Annotated in this window: 15 protein-coding genes; 11 read left to right on the forward strand and 4 right to left on the reverse strand. The window is 67.3% G+C overall.

Going from position 1 to position 19,090, the window contains the following annotated elements; translation table 11 throughout:
• Positions 1-214: 214 nt before the first annotated feature.
• Positions 215-1,270, reverse strand: coding sequence for a CDP-6-deoxy-delta-3,4-glucoseen reductase (locus MFF62_RS02880; protein WP_238259642.1), 1,056 nt, complete (start codon positions 1,268-1,270; stop codon positions 215-217).
• 10 nt (positions 1,271-1,280) lie between these two features.
• On the opposite strand from MFF62_RS02880, the gene MFF62_RS02885 reads away from it, so the two are divergent.
• The 11 genes from MFF62_RS02885 (at position 1,281) to hutG (ending at position 13,638) form a co-directional block, all read left to right on the forward strand.
• A complete protein-coding gene (locus MFF62_RS02885; RefSeq protein ID WP_238259652.1) occupies positions 1,281-2,306 on the forward strand; it encodes an NAD-dependent epimerase/dehydratase family protein in 1,026 nt (341 codons plus the stop codon).
• 345 nt (positions 2,307-2,651) lie between these two features.
• Complete coding sequence (locus MFF62_RS02890; protein WP_238259654.1) at positions 2,652-3,614, forward strand: ABC transporter substrate-binding protein; 963 nt, start codon at positions 2,652-2,654, stop codon at positions 3,612-3,614.
• Between the two features lie 13 nt (positions 3,615-3,627).
• The gene (locus MFF62_RS02895) at positions 3,628-4,500 is read left to right on the forward strand and encodes an ABC transporter permease (protein ID WP_238259656.1); all 873 of its coding nucleotides are present in this window, start codon (positions 3,628-3,630) and stop codon (positions 4,498-4,500) included.
• Positions 4,497-5,276: an ABC transporter ATP-binding protein gene (locus tag MFF62_RS02900; protein WP_238259658.1), complete on the forward strand. Its 780-nt coding sequence runs from the start codon at positions 4,497-4,499 to the stop codon at positions 5,274-5,276. The genes MFF62_RS02895 and MFF62_RS02900 overlap by 4 nt, the downstream gene beginning before the upstream one ends.
• A 21-nt stretch (positions 5,277-5,297) precedes the next feature.
• Complete coding sequence (gene hutC / locus MFF62_RS02905; RefSeq protein ID WP_238259660.1) at positions 5,298-6,059, forward strand: histidine utilization repressor; 762 nt, start codon at positions 5,298-5,300, stop codon at positions 6,057-6,059.
• 93 nt (positions 6,060-6,152) lie between these two features.
• Positions 6,153-7,715, forward strand: coding sequence for a histidine ammonia-lyase (gene hutH, locus MFF62_RS02910; protein WP_238259667.1), 1,563 nt, complete (start codon positions 6,153-6,155; stop codon positions 7,713-7,715).
• 144 nt (positions 7,716-7,859) lie between these two features.
• Positions 7,860-9,560, forward strand: a complete 1,701-nt coding sequence (hutU, locus tag MFF62_RS02915; protein WP_238259668.1) for a urocanate hydratase — start codon at positions 7,860-7,862, stop codon at positions 9,558-9,560.
• A complete protein-coding gene (locus MFF62_RS02920; RefSeq protein WP_238259670.1) occupies positions 9,560-10,144 on the forward strand; it encodes a HutD/Ves family protein in 585 nt (194 codons plus the stop codon). Before hutU ends, MFF62_RS02920 begins: the two co-directional genes overlap by 1 nt.
• The gene (hutI, locus tag MFF62_RS02925; RefSeq protein WP_238259673.1) at positions 10,141-11,367 is read left to right on the forward strand and encodes an imidazolonepropionase; all 1,227 of its coding nucleotides are present in this window, start codon (positions 10,141-10,143) and stop codon (positions 11,365-11,367) included. Before MFF62_RS02920 ends, hutI begins: the two co-directional genes overlap by 4 nt.
• Positions 11,364-12,770, forward strand: coding sequence for a formimidoylglutamate deiminase (locus tag MFF62_RS02930; protein ID WP_238259675.1), 1,407 nt, complete (start codon positions 11,364-11,366; stop codon positions 12,768-12,770). The genes hutI and MFF62_RS02930 overlap by 4 nt, the downstream gene beginning before the upstream one ends.
• A 46-nt stretch (positions 12,771-12,816) precedes the next feature.
• Positions 12,817-13,638, forward strand: coding sequence for an N-formylglutamate deformylase (gene hutG / locus MFF62_RS02935; protein WP_238259684.1), 822 nt, complete (start codon positions 12,817-12,819; stop codon positions 13,636-13,638).
• Between the two features lie 189 nt (positions 13,639-13,827).
• Here the strand turns inward: hutG and MFF62_RS02940 are convergent, their stop codons facing one another.
• From MFF62_RS02940 to aspT (MFF62_RS02950), 3 genes are all read right to left on the reverse strand, one after another.
• A complete protein-coding gene (locus MFF62_RS02940; protein WP_238259686.1) occupies positions 13,828-15,456 on the reverse strand; it encodes a bifunctional aspartate transaminase/aspartate 4-decarboxylase in 1,629 nt (542 codons plus the stop codon).
• 49 nt (positions 15,457-15,505) lie between these two features.
• On the reverse strand, positions 15,506-17,191 hold the full coding sequence (gene aspT, locus MFF62_RS02945) for an aspartate-alanine antiporter (protein WP_238259688.1): 1,686 nt from the start codon (positions 17,189-17,191) through the stop codon (positions 15,506-15,508).
• Between the two features lie 78 nt (positions 17,192-17,269).
• A complete protein-coding gene (gene aspT, locus MFF62_RS02950) occupies positions 17,270-18,973 on the reverse strand; it encodes an aspartate-alanine antiporter (RefSeq protein ID WP_238259690.1) in 1,704 nt (567 codons plus the stop codon).
• Positions 18,974-19,090: the final 117 nt, after the last annotated feature.

Consider the following 19,090-nt stretch of genomic DNA (forward strand, 5'->3'; position numbering starts at 1 on the left):
AAAGCCACGGGGGTTGCCCGTGGCTTGTTGACCTGAACAGACGCTGTCTACGGTCAGCCGCGCGGCACCCCGGTGGGGAGCAACGTACGTGCGCGGCGTCGGATCATGGCGGTGTTCATGGCGGCCAATATAAAACGCATGCGTCCGGGTGTCAAAGCGAAATTTGGCAGACCCGGGTGGCATTGTTGTGTCGACGGAACGGCCGGCCGAGCGATCAGGCAGCCCCGGCGGGGTGCAGATCGGCCTCGGACGTGAACGAATCGGCGAAGAACGCGTCCTCGTGCAGCTTGCACTGTGCCGTGAAATCGGTGCGGGCGGCGTTGACCATCACCGGCGCGCCGCAGGCATACACCTCGTGCGCGGACAGGTCCGGGTGGTCGGCCATCACGGCCTGGTGGACAAAGCCGGTGCGGCCCGTCCAGTTGTCGTCGGCCGTCGCGTTGGACACCACGGGCACGTACTTGAAGTTCGGCAGGTCGCGCGCCCACTGCTCGCACAGCGCGTGCATGTACAGGTCGGCCGGACGGCGGCCACCCCAGTACAGCGTCATCGGGCGCGTGATACCGGTGTAGGCGGCGTGTTCGACGATGGCCTTGATCGGGGCGAAACCGGTGCCCGAAGCCAGCAGCACGATCGGTGCATCCGATTCCTCGCGCAGGAAGAAGCTGCCCAGCGGGCCTTCGAAGCGCAGGATGTCGCGGTCCTTCATGGCCGGCATGCCTTCCTTGGCGCCGAACACGTAGTCGGTGAACGCGCCGCCGGGCATGTGGCGGATGTGCAGTTCGATCGGGCCTTCCTCGTGCGGCGGCGTGGCGATCGAATAGCTGCGGCGCTTGCCGTCGCGCAGCAGGAATTCCACGTACTGGCCGGCCAGGAACTGCATGCGCTCGGTGGCGGGCAGTTGCAGCTTGATGGCGATCACGTCGTCGGCCAGGCGTTCCATGGTGGCAACGCGGCAGGGGATCTTCTTGATCGGGATATCGCCGGCGCCGTGCACTTCACGGCACTCGATGGTGATGTCTGACGTGGCGTTGGCGCAGCAGAACAGCGCGCGGCCCTCGGTCTTTTCCTGGGCGGTCAGGGCCGACGCGGCATGGTCGCCCTGCTGGATCGTGCCTTCGACGACGCGGCCCTTGCATGACCCGCAGGCGCCGTTCTTGCAGCCGTACGGCAGGCCGATGCTATGGCGCAGCGCGGCGCCCAGGATGGTTTCGTCGGCGGCCACTTCGAACTTGTGGCCACTCGGCATGACGGTAACTTGATAAGCCATAATCGGGTCTATGAACCAAATTCTGTCGCCGCAAGCGGCGTTGTCTTCCCCACAGGGCATACGGCATCGGCGGCTGGGCCGTCCGCGCCTGCTGATCGTTGGTTGCGGCGATGTCGGCACCCGCGTCCTGCGCGTGCTGGCCACGCGCATGCGCGTGTTCGCCGTGACCTCGCAACCCGCCCGGCAAGCCGAGTTGCGCGCCGCCGGCGCGGTGCCGCTGGTGGCCGATCTGGATCGGCCCGCCACGCTGGCGCGGCTGTCGCGGCTGGCGGACCGGGTCATTGACCTGGCGCCGCCGCCCGGACAGGGCGATGGCGATCCGCGCACACGGGCGTTGCTCGGGGCGTTGCGGCGCGCGAACTGGCGCCAGACGCGCGCGCGGCGCCTGGGCGCCAGCGAGGCCGCCATTCTACCCGAGCAGGGCTGGCATCGCGCGTTTGACGCGGGGTCGCGGCCGAGGTCCGCCGGGACGTTCGTCTACGCCAGCACCACGGGCGTGTACGGCGACCGTGGCGGCGCCCGCGTGCAGGAATTCCACGCGGTGCGTCCCCAGACGGCACGGGCCCGGCGTCGTGTGGCGGCGGAGTCGGACGTACGCGCCTTTGGCCGCGACGCCGGCTGGCGCGCCAGCATTGTCCGCATTCCCGGCATCTACGCGGAAGACCGCCTGCCCGTGGCGCGCCTGCACAAGGGCACGCCGGCGCTGGCGCCCCAGGACGACGTCTATACGAGCCACATCCACGCCGACGACCTCGCGCGGGCGATGATCGCGGCGCTCTGGCGCGGCCGCCCCCAGCGCGTGGTGCATGCCAGCGACGACACCGAATTGCGCATGGCCGATTACTTCGACCTCGTGGCCGACCGCAAGGGCCTGCCGCGCCCGCCGCGCATCAGCCGCCAGCAGGCACGCGAAACCATCGACGCCAATCTGCTCAGCTTCATGAGCGAATCGCGCCGGTTGGACAACCGGAGGCTCAAGCGGGAGTTGCGGCTGAGGCTCAGGTATCCGACGGTGGCGGCGTTTTTTGATCGGTAGGACTGCTTAAATTCCCCCTGGGCTAGCTCCCCTCTCCCACTGCGCGGGAGAGGGGAGCAAAAAAGCACGCGCGACGGGGGCGCACCCTCCCCAGCAAGCCCCGCCCCAGGCACACCCCTTGCATCCCAGTCCGCCTACCACCCCTGTATAGACAAGACGGTGCATCCGCCCGCTGTCCGGTGATTCCCTTAGGTGCATTGCAACACCCATATGCACCGCAAGGGCGCGCCATAACTGGCGTCGTGCATGCCGCACTTGCCTGATGACTCAGGTAAACCCCCGATTTGACTTGTATATACAGGATTGCTAGATTGCCCCCACACCACGACTGATGGAGCCGACAGCATGAAGCTGCCCCTGCCGTTCCGTATTGCCGCAGTAGCGTCCACCCTTGCCGCCACCGTGCTGGCCACGCCAGCGCATGCCCAGAACACGCCGGTGGCGCTTGGCATGAGCGGCTGGACCGGCTTCGCGCCGCTGTCGCTGGCCGACAAGGCGGGCATCTTCAAGAAGAACGGGCTCGACGTCGAGATCAAGATGATTCCGCAGAAGGATCGGCACCTGGCGCTGGCGTCGGGCGCGATCCAGTGCGCGGCGACCACGGTCGAGACCCATGTGGCGTGGAATGCCAATGGCGTGCCGATCACGCAGATCGTGCAGCTCGACAAGTCCTACGGCGCCGATGGCCTGGCCGTGCGCGGCGATGTGAAGGGATTTGCCGACCTCAAGGGCAAGACGATCGGCGTCGATGCACCGGGCACCGCGCCGTACTTCGGCCTGGCCTGGATGCTGAAGAAGAACGGCATGACGCTCAAGGACGTCAAGCTGACCACGCTGTCGCCGCAGGCCGCCGCGCAGGCGTTCGTGGCCGGACAGAACGATGGCGCGATGACCTACGAGCCGTACCTGTCGACGGTGCGCGCCAATCCGGACAAGGGCAAGATCCTGGCCACCACGCTCGACTATCCGATGGTGACCGACACGCTGGGCTGCGCGCCGAAATGGCTCAAGGACAATCCCAAGGCTGCGCAGGCGCTGGTCGACAGCTACTTCGAGGCGCTGGAGATGATCGCCAAGGATCCGGCCAAGTCGAACGAGATCATGGGCGCGGCGGTCAAGCAGACCGGCGAGCAGTTCGCCAAGTCGTCGGCCTACCTGCGCTGGCAGGACAAGGCGGCCAACCAGAAATTCTTCGCGGGCGAGCTGGCCAGCTTCAGCAAGGAAGCAGCCGACGTGCTCAAGGACATCGGCGTGATCCGCCAGGTGCCCGACGTGACGGCGATCTATGACGCCCGATACCTCAAGTAAGCCGGAGGCCGCCATGTCGTCCGTGTCGCCCGCACCAGTGACGTCGCGCGCCCCCGCGCCCATCGTCACCAGTTCCAACAGCCGCCCGCCGCGTGCGCGCCATCCGTGGGCGTCGCCGCTGGTGCCCGTGTCGTCGCACGCCCGCTGGGTGCTGGGGCTGTCGTTCTTCGTGGCGTTCGTGGCCGTGTGGGCCATCGCCACGTTCGGCGGATTCGTGCCGCGCACGTTCCTGGCCGATCCGCTGACGATGGCGCACGAGGGCTGGCTGCTGTTCACGCAGTACGGCTTCATCGGCGATATCGGCATGACCGTGTGGCGCGTGGTGGGCGGCTTCGTGCTGGCCGCCGTGCTGGCGGTGCCGCTGGGCATCTTCATGGGCGCGTACAAGGCGGCCGAGGCGTTCTTCGAGCCGTTCGTATCGTTCTGCCGCTACCTGCCCGCGTCGGCGTTTATCCCGCTGCTGATCCTGTGGGCCGGCATCGGCGAGACGCAGAAGCTGCTGGTGATCTTCATCGGCTCATTCTTCCAGATCGTGCTGATGGTGGCGGTCACGGTGGGCGGGGCGCGCAAGGACCTGGTGGAAGCGGCCTACACGCTGGGCGCCACGCCGCGCGGCATCGTGCGCCGGGTGCTGATACCGGGCGCCGCGCCGGACATCGCCGAGACGCTGCGGCTGGTGCTGGGCTGGGCCTGGACGTATGTGATCGTGGCCGAACTGATCGGATCGTCCTCGGGCATTGGCCACATGATCACCGACAGCCAGGCGCTGCTGAACACCGGGCAGATCATCTTCGGCATCATCGTGATCGGCTGCATCGGGCTGGTGTCCGACCTGGTCTTCAAGCTGGCCAACCAGCGCCTGTTTCCGTGGAGTTCGATCAAATGAGCGCGCTGTCGATCCAGCAGGTCTCCCGTACCTTCGAAAACCCGCGTGGCGGTAGCACCCAGGCGCTGTTGCCGGTGGACTTCGAGGTGCGCGACAACGATTTCGTGACCATCCTGGGCCCGTCGGGCTGCGGCAAGTCCACGCTGCTGCGCATCGTGGCCGGGCTCGATACGCCTAGCGGCGGGCGCGTACTGCTCGATGGCCAGCCCGTGGCCGGCCCGGGCGCCGATCGTGGCATGGTGTTCCAGTCGTACACGCTGTTCCCGTGGCTCACGATCGAGCAGAACGTGCGCTTTGGCCTGCGCGAGCGCGGCATGAGCGCGGCCGAGCAGAAGGAGCGCGGCGACTTCTTCATCGCCCGTGTAGGGTTGCGCGGTTTCGAGCAGCATTACCCGAAGCAGTTGTCGGGCGGCATGCAGCAGCGCACGGCCATTGCGCGGGCGCTGGCCAACGATCCGAAGATCCTGTTGCTGGACGAACCGTTCGGCGCGCTCGACAACCAGACGCGCGTGCTGATGCAGGAACTGCTGCTCGGGATCTGGGAGTCGCACCGCAAGACGGTATTATTCGTCACGCACGATATCGACGAGGCCATCTTCATGGCCAACCGCGTGGCGGTGTTTTCCGCGCGGCCCGGTCGGATCAAGAGCGAGATCGCGGTGGACTTTGCCCATCCGCGCCATTACACGATCAAGACATCGCCCGAGTTCTCCGCGCTCAAGGCGCGGCTCACCGAGGAGATTCGCGCCGAGGCCATGGCTTCGGCCGAGCACTGAACGGGCGATGCGCAACAAGCCATGAATTCGTCCGCCAACCCGGCATCTTCCCCGTCCAACGCTCCGGCCGCGCTGTACCAGCAGGTCAAGGAATACATCGCGCGCCAGATCCAGAGCGGCGCGTGGCAGCCCGGCGACCGCGTGCCGTCCGAACAGGAACTGGTGACCCGGTTCTCGGTGTCGCGCATGACGGTCAACCGCGCGCTGCGCGAGCTGTCGGAGCAGGGCAGGGTGGTGCGAGTGGCCGGCGTGGGCACATTCGTGGCGGAGCACAAGCCGCAGTCCACGCTGCTGTCGGTGGTGAACCTGCAGGACGAGATCCGCATGCGCGGCCACGACTACGCGTGCGATGTGATCCTGGTGGAGCGCGTATCGGCGTCGATCGAGGTGGCGGCCGCGCTGGAGCTGCGCACCGGCGAATCGGTGTACCACTCGATCTGCATCCATCGCGAGGACGGCGTGCCCGTGCAACTGGAAGACCGCTACGTGAACCCGCGCGTGGCGCCCGATTTCATCACGCAGGACTTTGCCGACACCCAGCCGGGCGAGTACCTGCTGCGCAATGTGCCGTATGACCAGGTGGAACACGTGGTCGATGCCATCGCCGCCACGGCCGAGCAGGCCGTGCAGCTTGAGATGCCGGCCACGCAACCGTGCCTGCTGTTGACCCGCCGCACCTGGACCAGCGGCGTGCCGGTGACCTTTGTACGCTGCCTGCACCCGGGTAACCGGTACCGGCTGGGCAGCCGCTTTCGCGCCGACGGCAATCCCGCCTTCGGCTAGAACTTTCGCCCGCGGCCAGTCAAAAGCTGGTCATCGGGTTTATTTTTCGACTAACCTGTATAGACAGGCCCATACAACAAAGACGTACCGACGATGACCAACGATTCCCGCTCCCTCCTGACCCTGAACCCTGGCCACGTGTCGCTGGACGACCTGCGCCGCATCTATCGCGGCGAAGCGCGGCTGGCGATGGCCGATTCGGCCTGGGGCCCGGTGCGCGCGGCGCAAGCCACGGTGCAGGACATCATCGACGCCGACGCCGTGGTCTACGGCATCAATACCGGCTTCGGCAAGCTGGCCCAGTCGCGCATCCCGCATGACAAGCTGGCCGAACTGCAACGCAACCTGGTGCTGTCGCACAGCGTGGGCACCGGCGCCGACCTGGCGCCCGACACCGTGCGGCTGGTGCTGGCCATCAAGGCTGTGAGTCTGGCGCGCGGCCATTCAGGCGTGCGGCCCGAACTGATCGAGGCGCTGCTGGCGCTGGCCAACCACGGTGTCACGCCGTGCATTCCCGCCAAGGGCTCGGTGGGCGCCTCGGGCGACCTGGCGCCGCTGGCGCATATGTCGTGCACGCTGATCGGCGTAGGCGACGTGATGATCGATGGCAAGCGCGTGCCGGCCGCCCAGGGGCTGGCGCATGCTGGGCTCGACGCCTTCACGCTGGGCCCGAAGGAAGGGCTGGCGCTGCTCAACGGCACGCAGGTGTCCACCGCGTTGGCGCTGGCCGGGCTGTTCGCCGCCGAGGACGCATTCGCCGCCGGCCTGGTGGCTGGCGCGCTGTCGCTGGAGGCCATCAAGGGATCGGTCAAGCCATTCGATGCCCGCATCCACGACGCACGCGGCCAGGTCGGCCAGATTGCCGTGGCCGGCGCCGTGCGCGCGATGCTCGACGGCAGCGAGATCGTCGATTCGCACAAGACCTGCGGCCGTGTGCAAGACCCGTATTCGATCCGCTGCCAGCCGCAGGTGATGGGCGCATGCCTGGACAACCTGAGCCACGCGGCGCGCATCCTGCGTATCGAGGCCAACGCGGCGTCGGACAACCCGCTCGTGTTTTCCGAACAGGGCGATGTGGTGTCGGGCGGCAATTTCCACGCCGAACCGGTGGCGTTCGCGGCCGACATCATCGCGCTGGCCATCGCCGAGATCGGCGCGATCTCCGAGCGCCGCCTGGCGCTGCTGCTCGATACCGGCCTGTCGGGCCTGCCGCCGTTCCTGGTGCGCGATGGCGGCCTGAACTCGGGCTTCATGATCGCGCAGGTCACCGCCGCCGCGCTGGCCTCCGAAAACAAGGCGCTCGCGCATCCGTCCAGCGTCGACAGCCTGCCCACGTCGGCCAACCAGGAAGACCATGTGTCGATGGCCACCTACGGCGCGCGCCGGCTGGGCGAGATGGCGGCCAACACCGCCGTCATCGTCGGCATCGAGGCCATGGCCGCCGCGCAGGGCATCGAGTTCCATCGTCCGCTGAAGTCGTCGCCGCTGGTGGAGCAGGAACTGGCCCGCATCCGCAGCCGCGTGGCATTCGTCGAATCCGACCGCTACCTGGCCCCCGATATCGAAGCCATGAAGCAGTGGGTAGTGCAAGGCGACGCCGGCGCAGGCTGGCCCGCCGCCGTCAAGGAAATCCTGCCCACAAACGCCAGTATTTGATCCACGGAGGCCGCTCCCCCTCCCGCCCGGTCTTCTCCCCTCTCCCGCAAGCGGGAGAGGGGCCGGGGGAGAGGGTAGAGCGCCCCAAGTGCCAACACCGCAAGCAGCCACCAAGCAGCCACCCAACAGCCAAGAGACCCGACCATGAACGCCAACGAACACCAATTCACCCCCCAGCGCGGCCAGCGCGAAATCCGTGCCCCGCGCGGCAGCCAACTGCACTGCAAGAACTGGCTGATCGAAGCCGCTTACCGCATGATCCAGAACAACCTCGATCCCGACGTGGCCGAGCGCCCGCAGGACCTGGTGGTCTATGGCGGCATTGGCAAGGCGGCGCGTAACTGGGAGTGCTTCGACGCTATCCTGGACAGCCTGCGCCGGCTGGGTGAAGACGAATCGCTGCTGGTGCAGTCGGGCAAGCCGGTGGGGGTGTTCCGCACCCACGCCGATGCGCCGCGCGTGCTGATCGCCAACTCGAACCTGGTGCCGCACTGGGCCACGTGGGATAAGTTCAACGAACTCGACCGTGCTGGCCTGATGATGTTCGGCCAGATGACGGCGGGCTCGTGGATCTACATCGGCACGCAGGGCATCGTGCAGGGCACGTTCGAAACGTTCGTCGAGGCGGGCAACCAGCACTACAACGGCGACCTGACCGGCAAGTGGATCCTGACCGCCGGCCTGGGCGGCATGGGCGGCGCGCAACCGCTGGCCGGCGTGCTGGCCGGTGCCTGCGTGCTGGCCATCGAATGCCAGGAATCGCGCATCGACTTCCGTATCCGCACGCGCTATCTCGACAAGAAGGCCACCACGCTCGACGAGGCGCTGGCGATGATCGAGGACGCCACGCGCAAGGGCGAAGCCATCTCGGTGGGCCTGCTGGGCAACGCGGCCGAGATCGTGCCCGAACTCGCGCGCCGTGCGCAGGCGGGCAGCATCCGTCCGGACATCGTCACCGACCAGACGTCGGCGCACGACGTGATCAACGGCTACCTGCCCGAGGGCTGGACGGTCGAGCAGTGGGAAGACCTGCGCGTGCGCGATCCGAAGGCCGTGGAAGCGGCCGCGCGCCAGTCGATCGTCAAGCACGTGCAGGCCATGCTGGCCTTCCAGCAGATGGGCGTGCCGACGGTGGACTACGGCAACAACATCCGCCAGGTGGCGTTCGAGGAAGGCGTCAAGAACGCGTTCGACTTCCCGGGCTTCGTGCCGGCCTATATCCGCCCGCTGTTCTGCCGTGGCAAGGGGCCGTTCCGCTGGGTGGCGCTGTCGGGCGATCCGGAAGATATCTACAAGACCGATGCCAAGATGAAGGAACTGTTCCCGGACGACAAGCCGCTGCACCGCTGGCTGGACATGGCGCGCGACCGCATCGCGTTCCAGGGCCTGCCGTCGCGCATCTGCTGGGTGGGTCTCGATGAACGCCATCGCGCCGGCCTGGCCTTCAACGAGATGGTGAAGAACGGTGAACTCAAGGCGCCGGTGGTAATCGGGCGCGATCACCTGGACTGCGGCTCGGTGGCGTCGCCCAACCGCGAAACCGAAGCGATGCGCGATGGCTCGGATGCCGTATCCGACTGGCCGCTGCTCAACGCGCTGCTGAACACGGCCGGCGGTGCCACGTGGGTGAGCCTGCATCATGGCGGCGGCGTGGGCATGGGCTTCTCGCAGCACGCGGGCGTGGTCATCGTCTGCGATGGCACCGACGCGGCGGCCAAGCGCGTCGAGCGCGTGCTCTGGAACGATCCGGCCACGGGCGTGATGCGTCATGCCGACGCGGGCTACGACATCGCCATCGACTGCGCCAAGGAAAAGGGCCTGAACCTGCCGATGGTGGGCCGCTGATGACAGGTACGAAGTTCGCGCTCGACGCGATCTCTCCCACGCCGTGGAAGAACGGCGGCGGCACCACGCGCGAGATCGCCGTGTGGCCGCCGGGCGCCAGCATGGATACGTTCGCGTGGCGTATCAGCGTGGCGGACATCGCCGCTGATGGGCCGTTCTCGGCGTTCCCGGGCATCGACCGGCAGATAGTGCTGATCGATGGCGCGGGCGTGCACCTGCAGGCCCACGACGACACGTTCTGCCACCGGCTGGTGCGCGTGGGCGAGCCGTTTGCGTTTTCCGGTGACACCGCCGTGCATGCCACGCTGGTGGACGGCCCGACGCGCGACTTCAACGTGATGACGCGCCGTGGCACGTGCCGCGCCGAGATCGCGCTGATGCGCCAGCCGTTCACGGCGGTGCCGGCCGTCGCCACCGTGCTGGTGCTGGCGCTGCGCGGGAGCTGGGACACCGGCGACGGCGTGCATCTGCATGCCGGCGAAGGTTTGCTGTTGCCAGCCGGATCGCCCGCTGTCACGCTGTTTCATACCGAACTGTCCGCGCTGTGTCTGCGCGTGACCCTGCACATGGAGCGGGATCGATGAACATCCACGACGCGCCTTCCGCCGACGGCGTCTGGCACCACTGCCACCTGCTACCCGACGCGAATCCCGATCGTGCCGTGCGCGATGCCGCGCTGGTCGTCGAGCATGGCCGCATCGCGTGGCTGGGGCCGTTCTCCGAACTGCCGGACAGCTATCGCCATCTCGACCGGCACAATGCCGGCGGAGCCTGGATCACGCCGGGCCTGGTGGACTGCCACACGCACCTGGTCTACGGCGGCCAGCGCGCCGACGAATTCGCCATGCGCCTGGCCGGCGCAAGCTACGAGGAGATTGCCCGCGCGGGCGGCGGCATCGTGTCGACGGTGCGCGCCACGCGCGAGGCCGACGAGGCCACGCTGTTCGCGCAGGCCGCCGTGCGGCTGGAAGCCTTGCTGGCCGAAGGTGTCACGACCATCGAAATCAAGTCGGGCTACGGCCTGTCACTCGACTCCGAACGCAAGCAGTTGCGCGTGGCACGCCAGCTCGGGCAGGCATACGGCGTGAACGTGCACACCACGTTCCTGGGCGCGCACGCGTTGCCGCCCGAGTACGCGGGCCGCGCCGACGACTACATCGACCTGGTCTGCGACACGATGCTGCCGACGCTGGCCGAGGAAAAGCTGGTCGATGCAGTGGATGCGTTCTGCGAGGGCATCGGCTTCTCGCCCGCGCAGACGCAGCGCGTGTTCGAAGCCGCCGCCCGGCACGGGCTGTCGGTCAAGCTCCATGCGGAGCAACTGAGCAACCTGGGCGGCGCCGCGCTGGCGGCGCGCCACGGGGCACTGTCGGCCGATCATCTCGAACACCTGGACGAGGCCGGCGTGATGGCCATGGCCCGCGCCGGCACGGTGGCGGTATTGCTGCCGGGCGCCTACTATTTCCTGCGTGACACGCATCTGCCGCCGCTGGCGCTGCTGCGTCAGCATCGCGTGCCGATCGCCATTTCCACCGACCACAATCCGGGCACGTCGCCCACCACGTCGCTGCTGCTGATGATGAACATGGCCTGCACGCTGTTCCGCATGACGGTGCCCGAGGTGCTGGCCGGCGTGACCACGCACGCGGCGCGCGCACTCGGCGCCGCCGACCGCCACGGGCAACTGGCCGTGGGCCGTGCTGCAGACTTCGCGCTCTGGCGCGTGGCGTCGCCGGCCGAACTGGCCTACTGGTTCGGCCGCAATCCGTGTGCCGGCGTGGTGCGTCAGGGCAAGGTGTTCCGATGAGCGCAGGCCAACTGTTCGCACCCCACGCGCTGCTGCCGGACGGCTGGGCGCGCAATGTGCTGCTGGCCTGGGATGCCCATGGCACGTTCACCGCCATCACGCCGGACGCTGCACCGGATGCCGCGCTGCCACAGGCGGCGGGACCGGTGCTGCCCGGCATGCCGAACCTGCATTCGCACGCGTTCCAGCGGGGGTTTGCGGGGCTGACCGAATACCGCAGCGTGTCCGATGACGATGACCCCGCAGGCGGCGATTCGTTCTGGAGCTGGCGCACGCTGATGTACCGCTTTGCGCTGCGCCTGACGCCCGATGCGCTGGAGGCGATTGCCACGCAGCTCTACATCGAGATGCTGCGCGCGGGCTACACCAGCGTGTGCGAATTCCACTACGTCCATCACGATCCGGACGGCAAGCCTTACGCGGACCGCGCCGAGATGTCGCTGCGGCTGCTGCGTGCGGCACAAGCCGCCGGCATCGGCATGACGCTGCTGCCCGTGCTGTACCAGACCGCCGGCTTTGGGGAAAAACCCGCGCAGCACGATCAGCGCCGCTTTCTGAACGACACCGACGCGATGCTGGCGCTGCTGGAAAAGCTGGCGCCGCATTGCGCCGCGTATGGCGCACGGCTGGGCCTGGCGCCGCATTCGCTGCGCGCGGTGCCGCCGCAGAGCCTGGCTCACGCGGTGGGCGCGCTGCACGCGATGGACGCCACCGCGCCCGTGCACATCCATATCGCCGAGCAGCAGAAGGAAGTGGACGACTGCCTGGCGACGAACGGCGTGCGGCCCGTGCAATGGCTGCTCGACCACGCAGCCGTGGACCAGCGCTGGTGCCTGGTGCACGCCACGCATATGGATTGGGACGAACGCCGTCGGCTGGCGCATAGCGGCGCCGTGGCCGGCATCTGCCCGACCACCGAAGCCAATCTTGGCGATGGCGTGTTCGAGGCCGCGCCCTACATGGCGCAACACGGCTGGTGGGGCATCGGCTCGGACAGCCACGCCAGCGTGAGCGTGGCCGAGGAACTGCGCACGTTCGAGTACGGCCAGCGGCTGGGCCTGCAGCGGCGCAACGTGCTGGCATCGGCCCGGCATCACCAGGTGGCCGACCGTCTCTGGCTGGAAGCAGTGGCGGGCGGCGCCCGCGCGGCGGCCCGCCCGGTGGCGGGACTGGCAGCCGGGCAGCGCGCCGACTTCGTGGTGCTGGACGGCGCCCATCCGACGCTGGCGGGGCTGGACGGGCCGCACGCGCTGGCCACGCATGTGTTCGCCAGCCACGGCCATGAGACACTAGCGGAAGTCCGCACGGGCGGCACGTGCCGCGTAGGGCACGGCGTGCATCCGCAACAGGCGGATGCGGGCCGGCTCTTCGCCGAAGTCCGCGCCTGCCTGCTGGCCGACTGAAGGGTCCCGAACCCGCCAACTAGACACGAGTAGCCCCCGAGACAAGATGTCCTCCTCCTTCACCACCGATATTCCCGCCTTCACGCTGCATCGCGGCACGCGTCCGCTGCTGGTATCGATGCCGCACGTTGGCACCCACGTACCGGCCGGCATGTCCGCGCGCCTGACGCCCGAGGCACGCACCGTGCCCGATACCGACTGGCACATGGATCGCCTGTATGAGTTCGCGCGCGAACTGGGCGCGTCGATCCTGATGGCCACGCACTCGCGCTACGTGATCGACCTGAACCGCCCGCCCGACAACGCGAACCTGTACCCGGGCCAGGACACCACGGGCCTGTGCCCGGTGGACACGTTCGACAAGACGCCGGTGTACGCCGACGGCGCCAGCGGCCCTGACGATGCGGAAATTGCCCAGCGCCGCGACGCGGTCTGGCATCCGTATCACAACGCGCTGCAGGAGGAACTGAAGCGCCTGCGCCAGCGGCACGGCACCATCGCGCTGTGGGACGCGCATTCGATCCGCTCGGTGCTGCCGCGCTTCTTCGAAGGCAAGCTGACCGACTTCAACCTGGGCTCGGCCGACGGCAAGAGCTGCGACGCTGGCCTGGCGAGCGACCTGCTGGAGATCGCGCAGGCCGTGCCGAATCATACGGCGGCGCTGAATGGCCGGTTCAAGGGCGGCTATATCACGCGCCAATATGGCAATCCGGCAGATGGCATCCACGCCGTCCAGCTTGAGCAGACGCAGTCGTCGTATATGGAAGAGGTGTATCCGTTCGCCTACGACGCAGCCAAGGCGGCGAATATCCAGCCGGCAATCCGGAAGATGCTGGAGACGGTGCTGGGGTTTGTGGAGGCGCGTTGAGCTTGTCGTTTGCTCTCAGCATGTCTGAGCTCCCCTCTCCCACGTAGTGGGAGAGGGGTTGGAGGTGAGGGCATTGCAGCTCAAATCGAGACTGATCGCAATTTGAACCGCTGACCCTCACCCCAACCCCTCTCCCGAAAGCGGGAGAGGGGAGCAAACAAGCGCAGGAGAGGGGCCTTCCTACCCGCCTTACTTCTTCGTCACATTCTTGTTCGCCTTGCTCCCTGTAGCCTTGTTGTACTGGTCCACGTAATCCTCGAACAGCTTGCGGATCGACTTGCCGATCTTGGCGTAGTCCGATTCGTTGAGGTTGGCCAGTGACACGCGGCCCGACGGGTGGCGCGTGCCGAAGCCGCGGCCGGGCAGCAGCACCACGCCGGCTTCCTCGGCCAGCCGGAACAGCAGTTCCGTAGGCTCCGCCGACGACAACACCCACTTCACGAACTCGGGCCCGATGGCCTTGCCGCCCAGCTGTTCGATATCGAGCAGCGTGTAGTAGTCCACGACGTTCGGATCGTGGGCGTCGTCGGGCGCGATGCCGATTTCACGGAACAGCGCGGCCTTGCGGCTGCGGATCAATCGCTTCATCGCCTGCTTGTACGCGTCTGGCGTGTCCATCAGCGAGAACAGCGAGAACAGCACCATCTGCACCTGCTGCGGCGTTGACAGCCCAGCCGTGTGGTTCAGCGCCACCGTGCGGCTGTCGGCCACGATGCGGTCGATGAACTTCAGCTCGTCGGGCGTGGTCGTGATCGAGTTGTAGCGCTTGTGAAGCTGCTGGCGCTGGTCCTCGGGCAGCTTGGCCAGCTTCTCGTCGAAGATATTGTCGTGGTGCGTGGCGATGACGCCCAGCCGCCAGCCCGTGGCGCCGAAGTACTTCGAGAACGAGTAGACCAGGATGGTGTTGCGCGGGCACAGCGCGAACAGCGACACGAAGTTGTCGGCGAAGGTGCCGTACACGTCGTCGGTCAGGATGATCAGGTCCGGCCGTTCCTCGATGATCGACGCCAGGTATTCCAGGCTTTCGTCGCTCATGCGCACCGACGGCGGATTGCTCGGGTTGACCAGGAAGAACGCCTTGACGGCGGGGTCGCGCAGCTTGTCGAGTTCCTGGTTCGAATACTGCCAGCGCGCCTGCGGATCGGCATCGATCGACAGCTCCACGAGCTGGTAGTCGTTCAGCTCCGGAATCTCGATATAGGGTGTGAAGATCGGCATGCCCAGCGCGATCTTGTCACCGGCCTTGAGCAGGTGGTTCTCGCGCATCGAGTTGAACAGGTACGTCATGGCGGCCGTGCCGCCTTCGACGGCAAACAGGTCGAAGTCACCAATGAACGGATGGCTGCCGATCATCTCCTTGCGGATGAACTGGCCCACGATGACCTCGCTCAACTTGAGCATGCGGTCCGGCACGGGATAGTTGCAGGCCAAGATGCCCTCGCACATCTCGTAGAGGAAGTCGCCCGCATTCAGGCCAAGCTGGTCGCGCACGTAGGACACGGCGCCGGCCAGGAACTGCACGCCGGGCACGTGGTGGTTTTCACGCGCGAACAGGTCGAAGCGTTCCTCGATGCCGTCGCGGCGCGGAAACCCGCCCACGCCTTCGGGCATGTACTGGAACGAGCGCTCCGATTCGCGCATCGCGAAGAGGCCGAGTTGCCAGAAGCCGTGGCGCGGCACGGTGGCCAGGAAGTTGGGATTGCCGCGGCCCGCGTTCAGCATCAGGCGGTTGGCGTCGCTGCTGGCCAGCTTGATCAGTTCGTCCTTGAGTTCGAACGGCGAGAGGCTGGACAGCGTGGACAGATCCGGTTTGCTCATGGCGTTGCTCCTTTCAGGAATGCGATCGGTGGGCAGTCATCAAAAACCGTCAGACAAAGCCGACGACGAGAGGGCCAAGCAGTGTCAGCAACACGTTGGCCAGGGCATAGGTGATGGCGAACGGCACGGTGGGCACCGGGCTTTCCGCCTTGTCCAGAATCCCGCCGAACGCGGGGTTGGCGCTGCGCGAGCCGGACAGCGCGCCGGCCAGCAGTGCCGCGTTGTCGTAGCGCAGCACGTAGCGGCCGAACAGCATCGTTAGGAACAGCGGCAGCAACGTGACCACGGCACCGAGCAGGAAGATGGTCAGGCCGCTCTGGCGCAGCGTGTCCACGGCCTGCAGGCCGGAGTTGATGCCGACGATGGCCACGAATGCCGCCAGGCCGAAGTCCTTCAGAAGCTGGCAGGCGGCCGTGGGCATCGCGCCAATCATGCGGTGCTTGGACCGCGCCCAGCCGAACACCAGCCCGGACAGCAGCGCGCCGCCGCCGGAGCCCAGCGTCAGCGGGATGGAGCCGATGCGCACCACCAGCAGGCCGATCAGCAGACCCACCAGCACGCCGGCGCCGAAGTAGACGAAGTCCGTCTTCTCGCTCGGCACCAGCTCGTAGCCCGCGCGCTGCGCGGCGCGCTTGGTGTCGGCCGGCGTGCCGTAGAACGTGACGATGTCGCCGTGCTGGAGCTTCAGGTCCGGCAGCAGCGGCAGCGGGTGGTCGTAACGCTCGATGCGCTCGACATAGACGCCGTGGCGCATCTCGCGCCCCACGTTGGCCACGATCTCGGCCAGCGTCTTGTTGTTCATGCCCTTGAGCGTGAACACCGCGCGGCGGGTCTGCATCACCATGCCCATGCCTTCGGCGTCGGCCACTTCCTCGCCGATCACCATCGCGGTGGGCACCATGGCGTCGCGCCGGCCCACCAGCAGCACCAGGTCGCCGGCCTCCAGCAGCGTTTCCTGCGTGAATTCCAGCGGCTTGCCGCCCCGCTGGACTTTTTCCACGGTGATCAGGTCCTCGCCGCCAACCTCCAGGTCCTTGACGCTCTTGCCAGCGGCCGCAGTCACACGGAATAGCCGGCCCACCAGCCGGGGCAGCGCGCCGGCCTGGCCCGGGCCAAACTGCGGCAGCCCGCCCTGCATGGCGGCTTCCACTTTCTTGGAATCGGTCTTGAGATCCGACCCCATGAAGCGCGGCAGGATGTTCACGCAGACGATGATCGCGCCCAGCGACCCGAACACGTAGGTCACCGCGTAGCCGATGGCCACGTTGGCCTGCAGCGTCTTCACCTGGTCGGGCGGCAGCCCGAGCTTGGTGATGGCGTCACCGGCCGTACCGATGATGGCCGACTGCGTCATGCCGCCGGCGGCCAGGCCCGCCGCGATGCCCTTGTCCAGGTGGAAGATCTTGGCCAGGACCACGACCGTGATCAGCCCGGCCACGGCCATGAACACGGCCATGGCGATTTCGCGCAGCGAGCTGCGATTCAGCGAGTTGAAGAACTGCGGGCCGCTTTCATAGCCCACCGCGTAGATGAAGACCGCGAACATCACGGCCTTCACGCCGTTGTCGATCTCCACGCCCACCTGGCTGATGACCACGGCGGCCAGCAGCGAGCCGGCAACGCCGCCAAGCTGGAACTTGCCGAACGTGATCTTGCCGATGGCGTAGCCGACCGCCAGTGACAGGAACAGCGCCGACTCGGGCGACTTCTGGAAGATGGTGTGCAACCAATCCATGGAACCTCCTGTGAAGCGTGACACGGGTGACAGGGGCGCATGCGCGGGCACTCGTGGCGCCCGGCATACCGGGCACAGCTACTTTGGCGCCGAGGCAAGCGCGCCGGCCATCACCACGGCAATCGGGCCGAGCAATGGCAGCAGGACATTGGAGATGGCGTAGGTAATCGTGTAGCCGATCACGGGTGTGCCGTTGCCGGCGGCATTGGTCAGGGCCATGATCGTCGGCGTGCTGCAATGCTGGCCAGCCACGGCACCCAGCAGGATCGGCATGTCGAGCTTGAGCCAGCGATGGCCAATGAACAGCGAGATGGCGGCCGGAATGATCGATATCAGCACGCCGGCAATGGGCAGGATCAGGCCGAATTTCTCGATCAGCCGCAGCGCGTCGGGGCCGGCGGAGAGGCCCACGGCGGCGATGAAGGTGGCCAGGCCAAAGTCTTGGAGGATCGCGGCGGCCGGCGCCGGCAGCGATCCCATCACGGGCAGCCGCGCGCGCAGCCAGCCGAACGCCAGCCCGGACACCAGGCAGCCGCCGCCCACGCCGAGCGTCAGGTCGGCCTGGCCCATCTTGACGCTCCACGATCCGATCACCATGCCGAGCAGTACGCCGGCGCCAAGGAAAACGAAGTCGGTACGAATGGTGGGCACCACCGGATAGCCCAGTTCGGGCACCACGCGGCGCAACGCCTCGTCGGGGCCGGACAGCGTGATGACGTCGGCGCGCTGCAGCACCGTTTCGGGCAGGATCGGCACCGCATGCTGCATGCGCGTGATGCGCGAGACGTACACGCCGCGCCCCATGCCCACGTCCACGGTCTGGCGCAGCCGCGCCAGCGACAGGCCGACGATTTCGCGGCGCGTGAGCAGCACCGACTGCTCGGCCTGCGCCACGGCATCCATGCCGGGCTCTTCAGGCATCTCGGGGCCGATGGCGGCGGCGAACGGCACCATCGCGTCGCGCCGGCCCACCGCCAGCAGCACGTCGCCGGCGCGCAGCACTTCCTCGGGCTTGGGGCGGAAGGTATCGCCATCGCGGCGAATTCGCCGGATCGTGACGCCCAGCGCCACGTTCTGCTCGGCTTCGATCACGGTCTTGCCGGCCATATGGTCGACGCGCAACACGCGCGCCACGATCAACGGCAGCGCGGTCATCTGGTTGTCGGCCATGTCGTTCTGTCCGCCGAGCTTTTGCCACAGGCGTGCGGCCGATTCGCGCAGGTCCTGGCGCAGCAGCCAGGGGGCGAGCTGGCTGGTGAACAGCACGATGGATATCAGGCCAAACAGGTACGTCACGCTGTAGGCGGTGACGATGTTGGTCTGCAAAATGCGGATGGCGTCGGCGGACAGTTCGAGCCGCGCGATGGCCTCCGACGCCGTGCCGATCACCGCCGATTCGGTGGCGGCGCCGGCCAGCAGGCCCGACGCGGTGCCGGGGTCCAGGTGCAGCAGGGGCACGGCAATTGCCAGCAGGGCCAGCAGGACGAAGACCTCCACCAGAGACAGCAGGCCGATGCGCCATTCCCGCGCAACGTTGGCAAAGAACTGGGGGCCGCCCGTGAAGCCGAGCGCGAAGATGAACACGGCGAAGGCCACGTTCTTGACGTCGTCATCGAGCCGGACACCGGTCTGGCCAATGATCAGGGAGACGATCAGCGTGCCGCAGATGCCGCCAAGCTGGAACGGTCCGAAACGGATCGCGCCCACCGCGTGGCCCACGGCCAGCGCCAGGAAAAGCGCAATCTCGGGTTGTCCGGCAAGCAGGGCGGAAACGGCTTCCATGACGCGGCGGCGCCTCCCTTGGACTCATGACATGGCAGGGCTTGCGGCGAACCCGCAGGCGTGAGGCATTATCCGCACAGACGCCGTCGACGCGTACTGAAAGCTTTTGACGGCGTA

The organism is Cupriavidus pauculus (assembly GCF_022179805.1).
Taxonomy (GTDB): Bacteria; Pseudomonadota; Gammaproteobacteria; order Burkholderiales; family Burkholderiaceae; genus Cupriavidus; species Cupriavidus pauculus_E.

Coding starts and splice junctions, on each gene's coding strand:
- MFF62_RS02880 (WP_238259642.1), bottom strand. CDS start 1,270: ATGGCTTATCAAGTTACCGTCATGCCGAGTGGCCACAAGTTCGAAGTG.
- MFF62_RS02885 (WP_238259652.1), top strand. CDS start 1,281: ATGAACCAAATTCTGTCGCCGCAAGCGGCGTTGTCTTCCCCACAGGGC.
- MFF62_RS02890 (WP_238259654.1), top strand. CDS start 2,652: ATGAAGCTGCCCCTGCCGTTCCGTATTGCCGCAGTAGCGTCCACCCTT.
- MFF62_RS02895 (WP_238259656.1), top strand. CDS start 3,628: ATGTCGTCCGTGTCGCCCGCACCAGTGACGTCGCGCGCCCCCGCGCCC.
- MFF62_RS02900 (WP_238259658.1), top strand. CDS start 4,497: ATGAGCGCGCTGTCGATCCAGCAGGTCTCCCGTACCTTCGAAAACCCG.
- hutC (WP_238259660.1), top strand. CDS start 5,298: ATGAATTCGTCCGCCAACCCGGCATCTTCCCCGTCCAACGCTCCGGCC.
- hutH (WP_238259667.1), top strand. CDS start 6,153: ATGACCAACGATTCCCGCTCCCTCCTGACCCTGAACCCTGGCCACGTG.
- hutU (WP_238259668.1), top strand. CDS start 7,860: ATGAACGCCAACGAACACCAATTCACCCCCCAGCGCGGCCAGCGCGAA.
- MFF62_RS02920 (WP_238259670.1), top strand. CDS start 9,560: ATGACAGGTACGAAGTTCGCGCTCGACGCGATCTCTCCCACGCCGTGG.
- hutI (WP_238259673.1), top strand. CDS start 10,141: ATGAACATCCACGACGCGCCTTCCGCCGACGGCGTCTGGCACCACTGC.
- MFF62_RS02930 (WP_238259675.1), top strand. CDS start 11,364: ATGAGCGCAGGCCAACTGTTCGCACCCCACGCGCTGCTGCCGGACGGC.
- hutG (WP_238259684.1), top strand. CDS start 12,817: ATGTCCTCCTCCTTCACCACCGATATTCCCGCCTTCACGCTGCATCGC.
- MFF62_RS02940 (WP_238259686.1), bottom strand. CDS start 15,456: ATGAGCAAACCGGATCTGTCCACGCTGTCCAGCCTCTCGCCGTTCGAA.
- aspT (WP_238259688.1), bottom strand. CDS start 17,191: ATGGATTGGTTGCACACCATCTTCCAGAAGTCGCCCGAGTCGGCGCTG.
- aspT (WP_238259690.1), bottom strand. CDS start 18,973: ATGGAAGCCGTTTCCGCCCTGCTTGCCGGACAACCCGAGATTGCGCTT.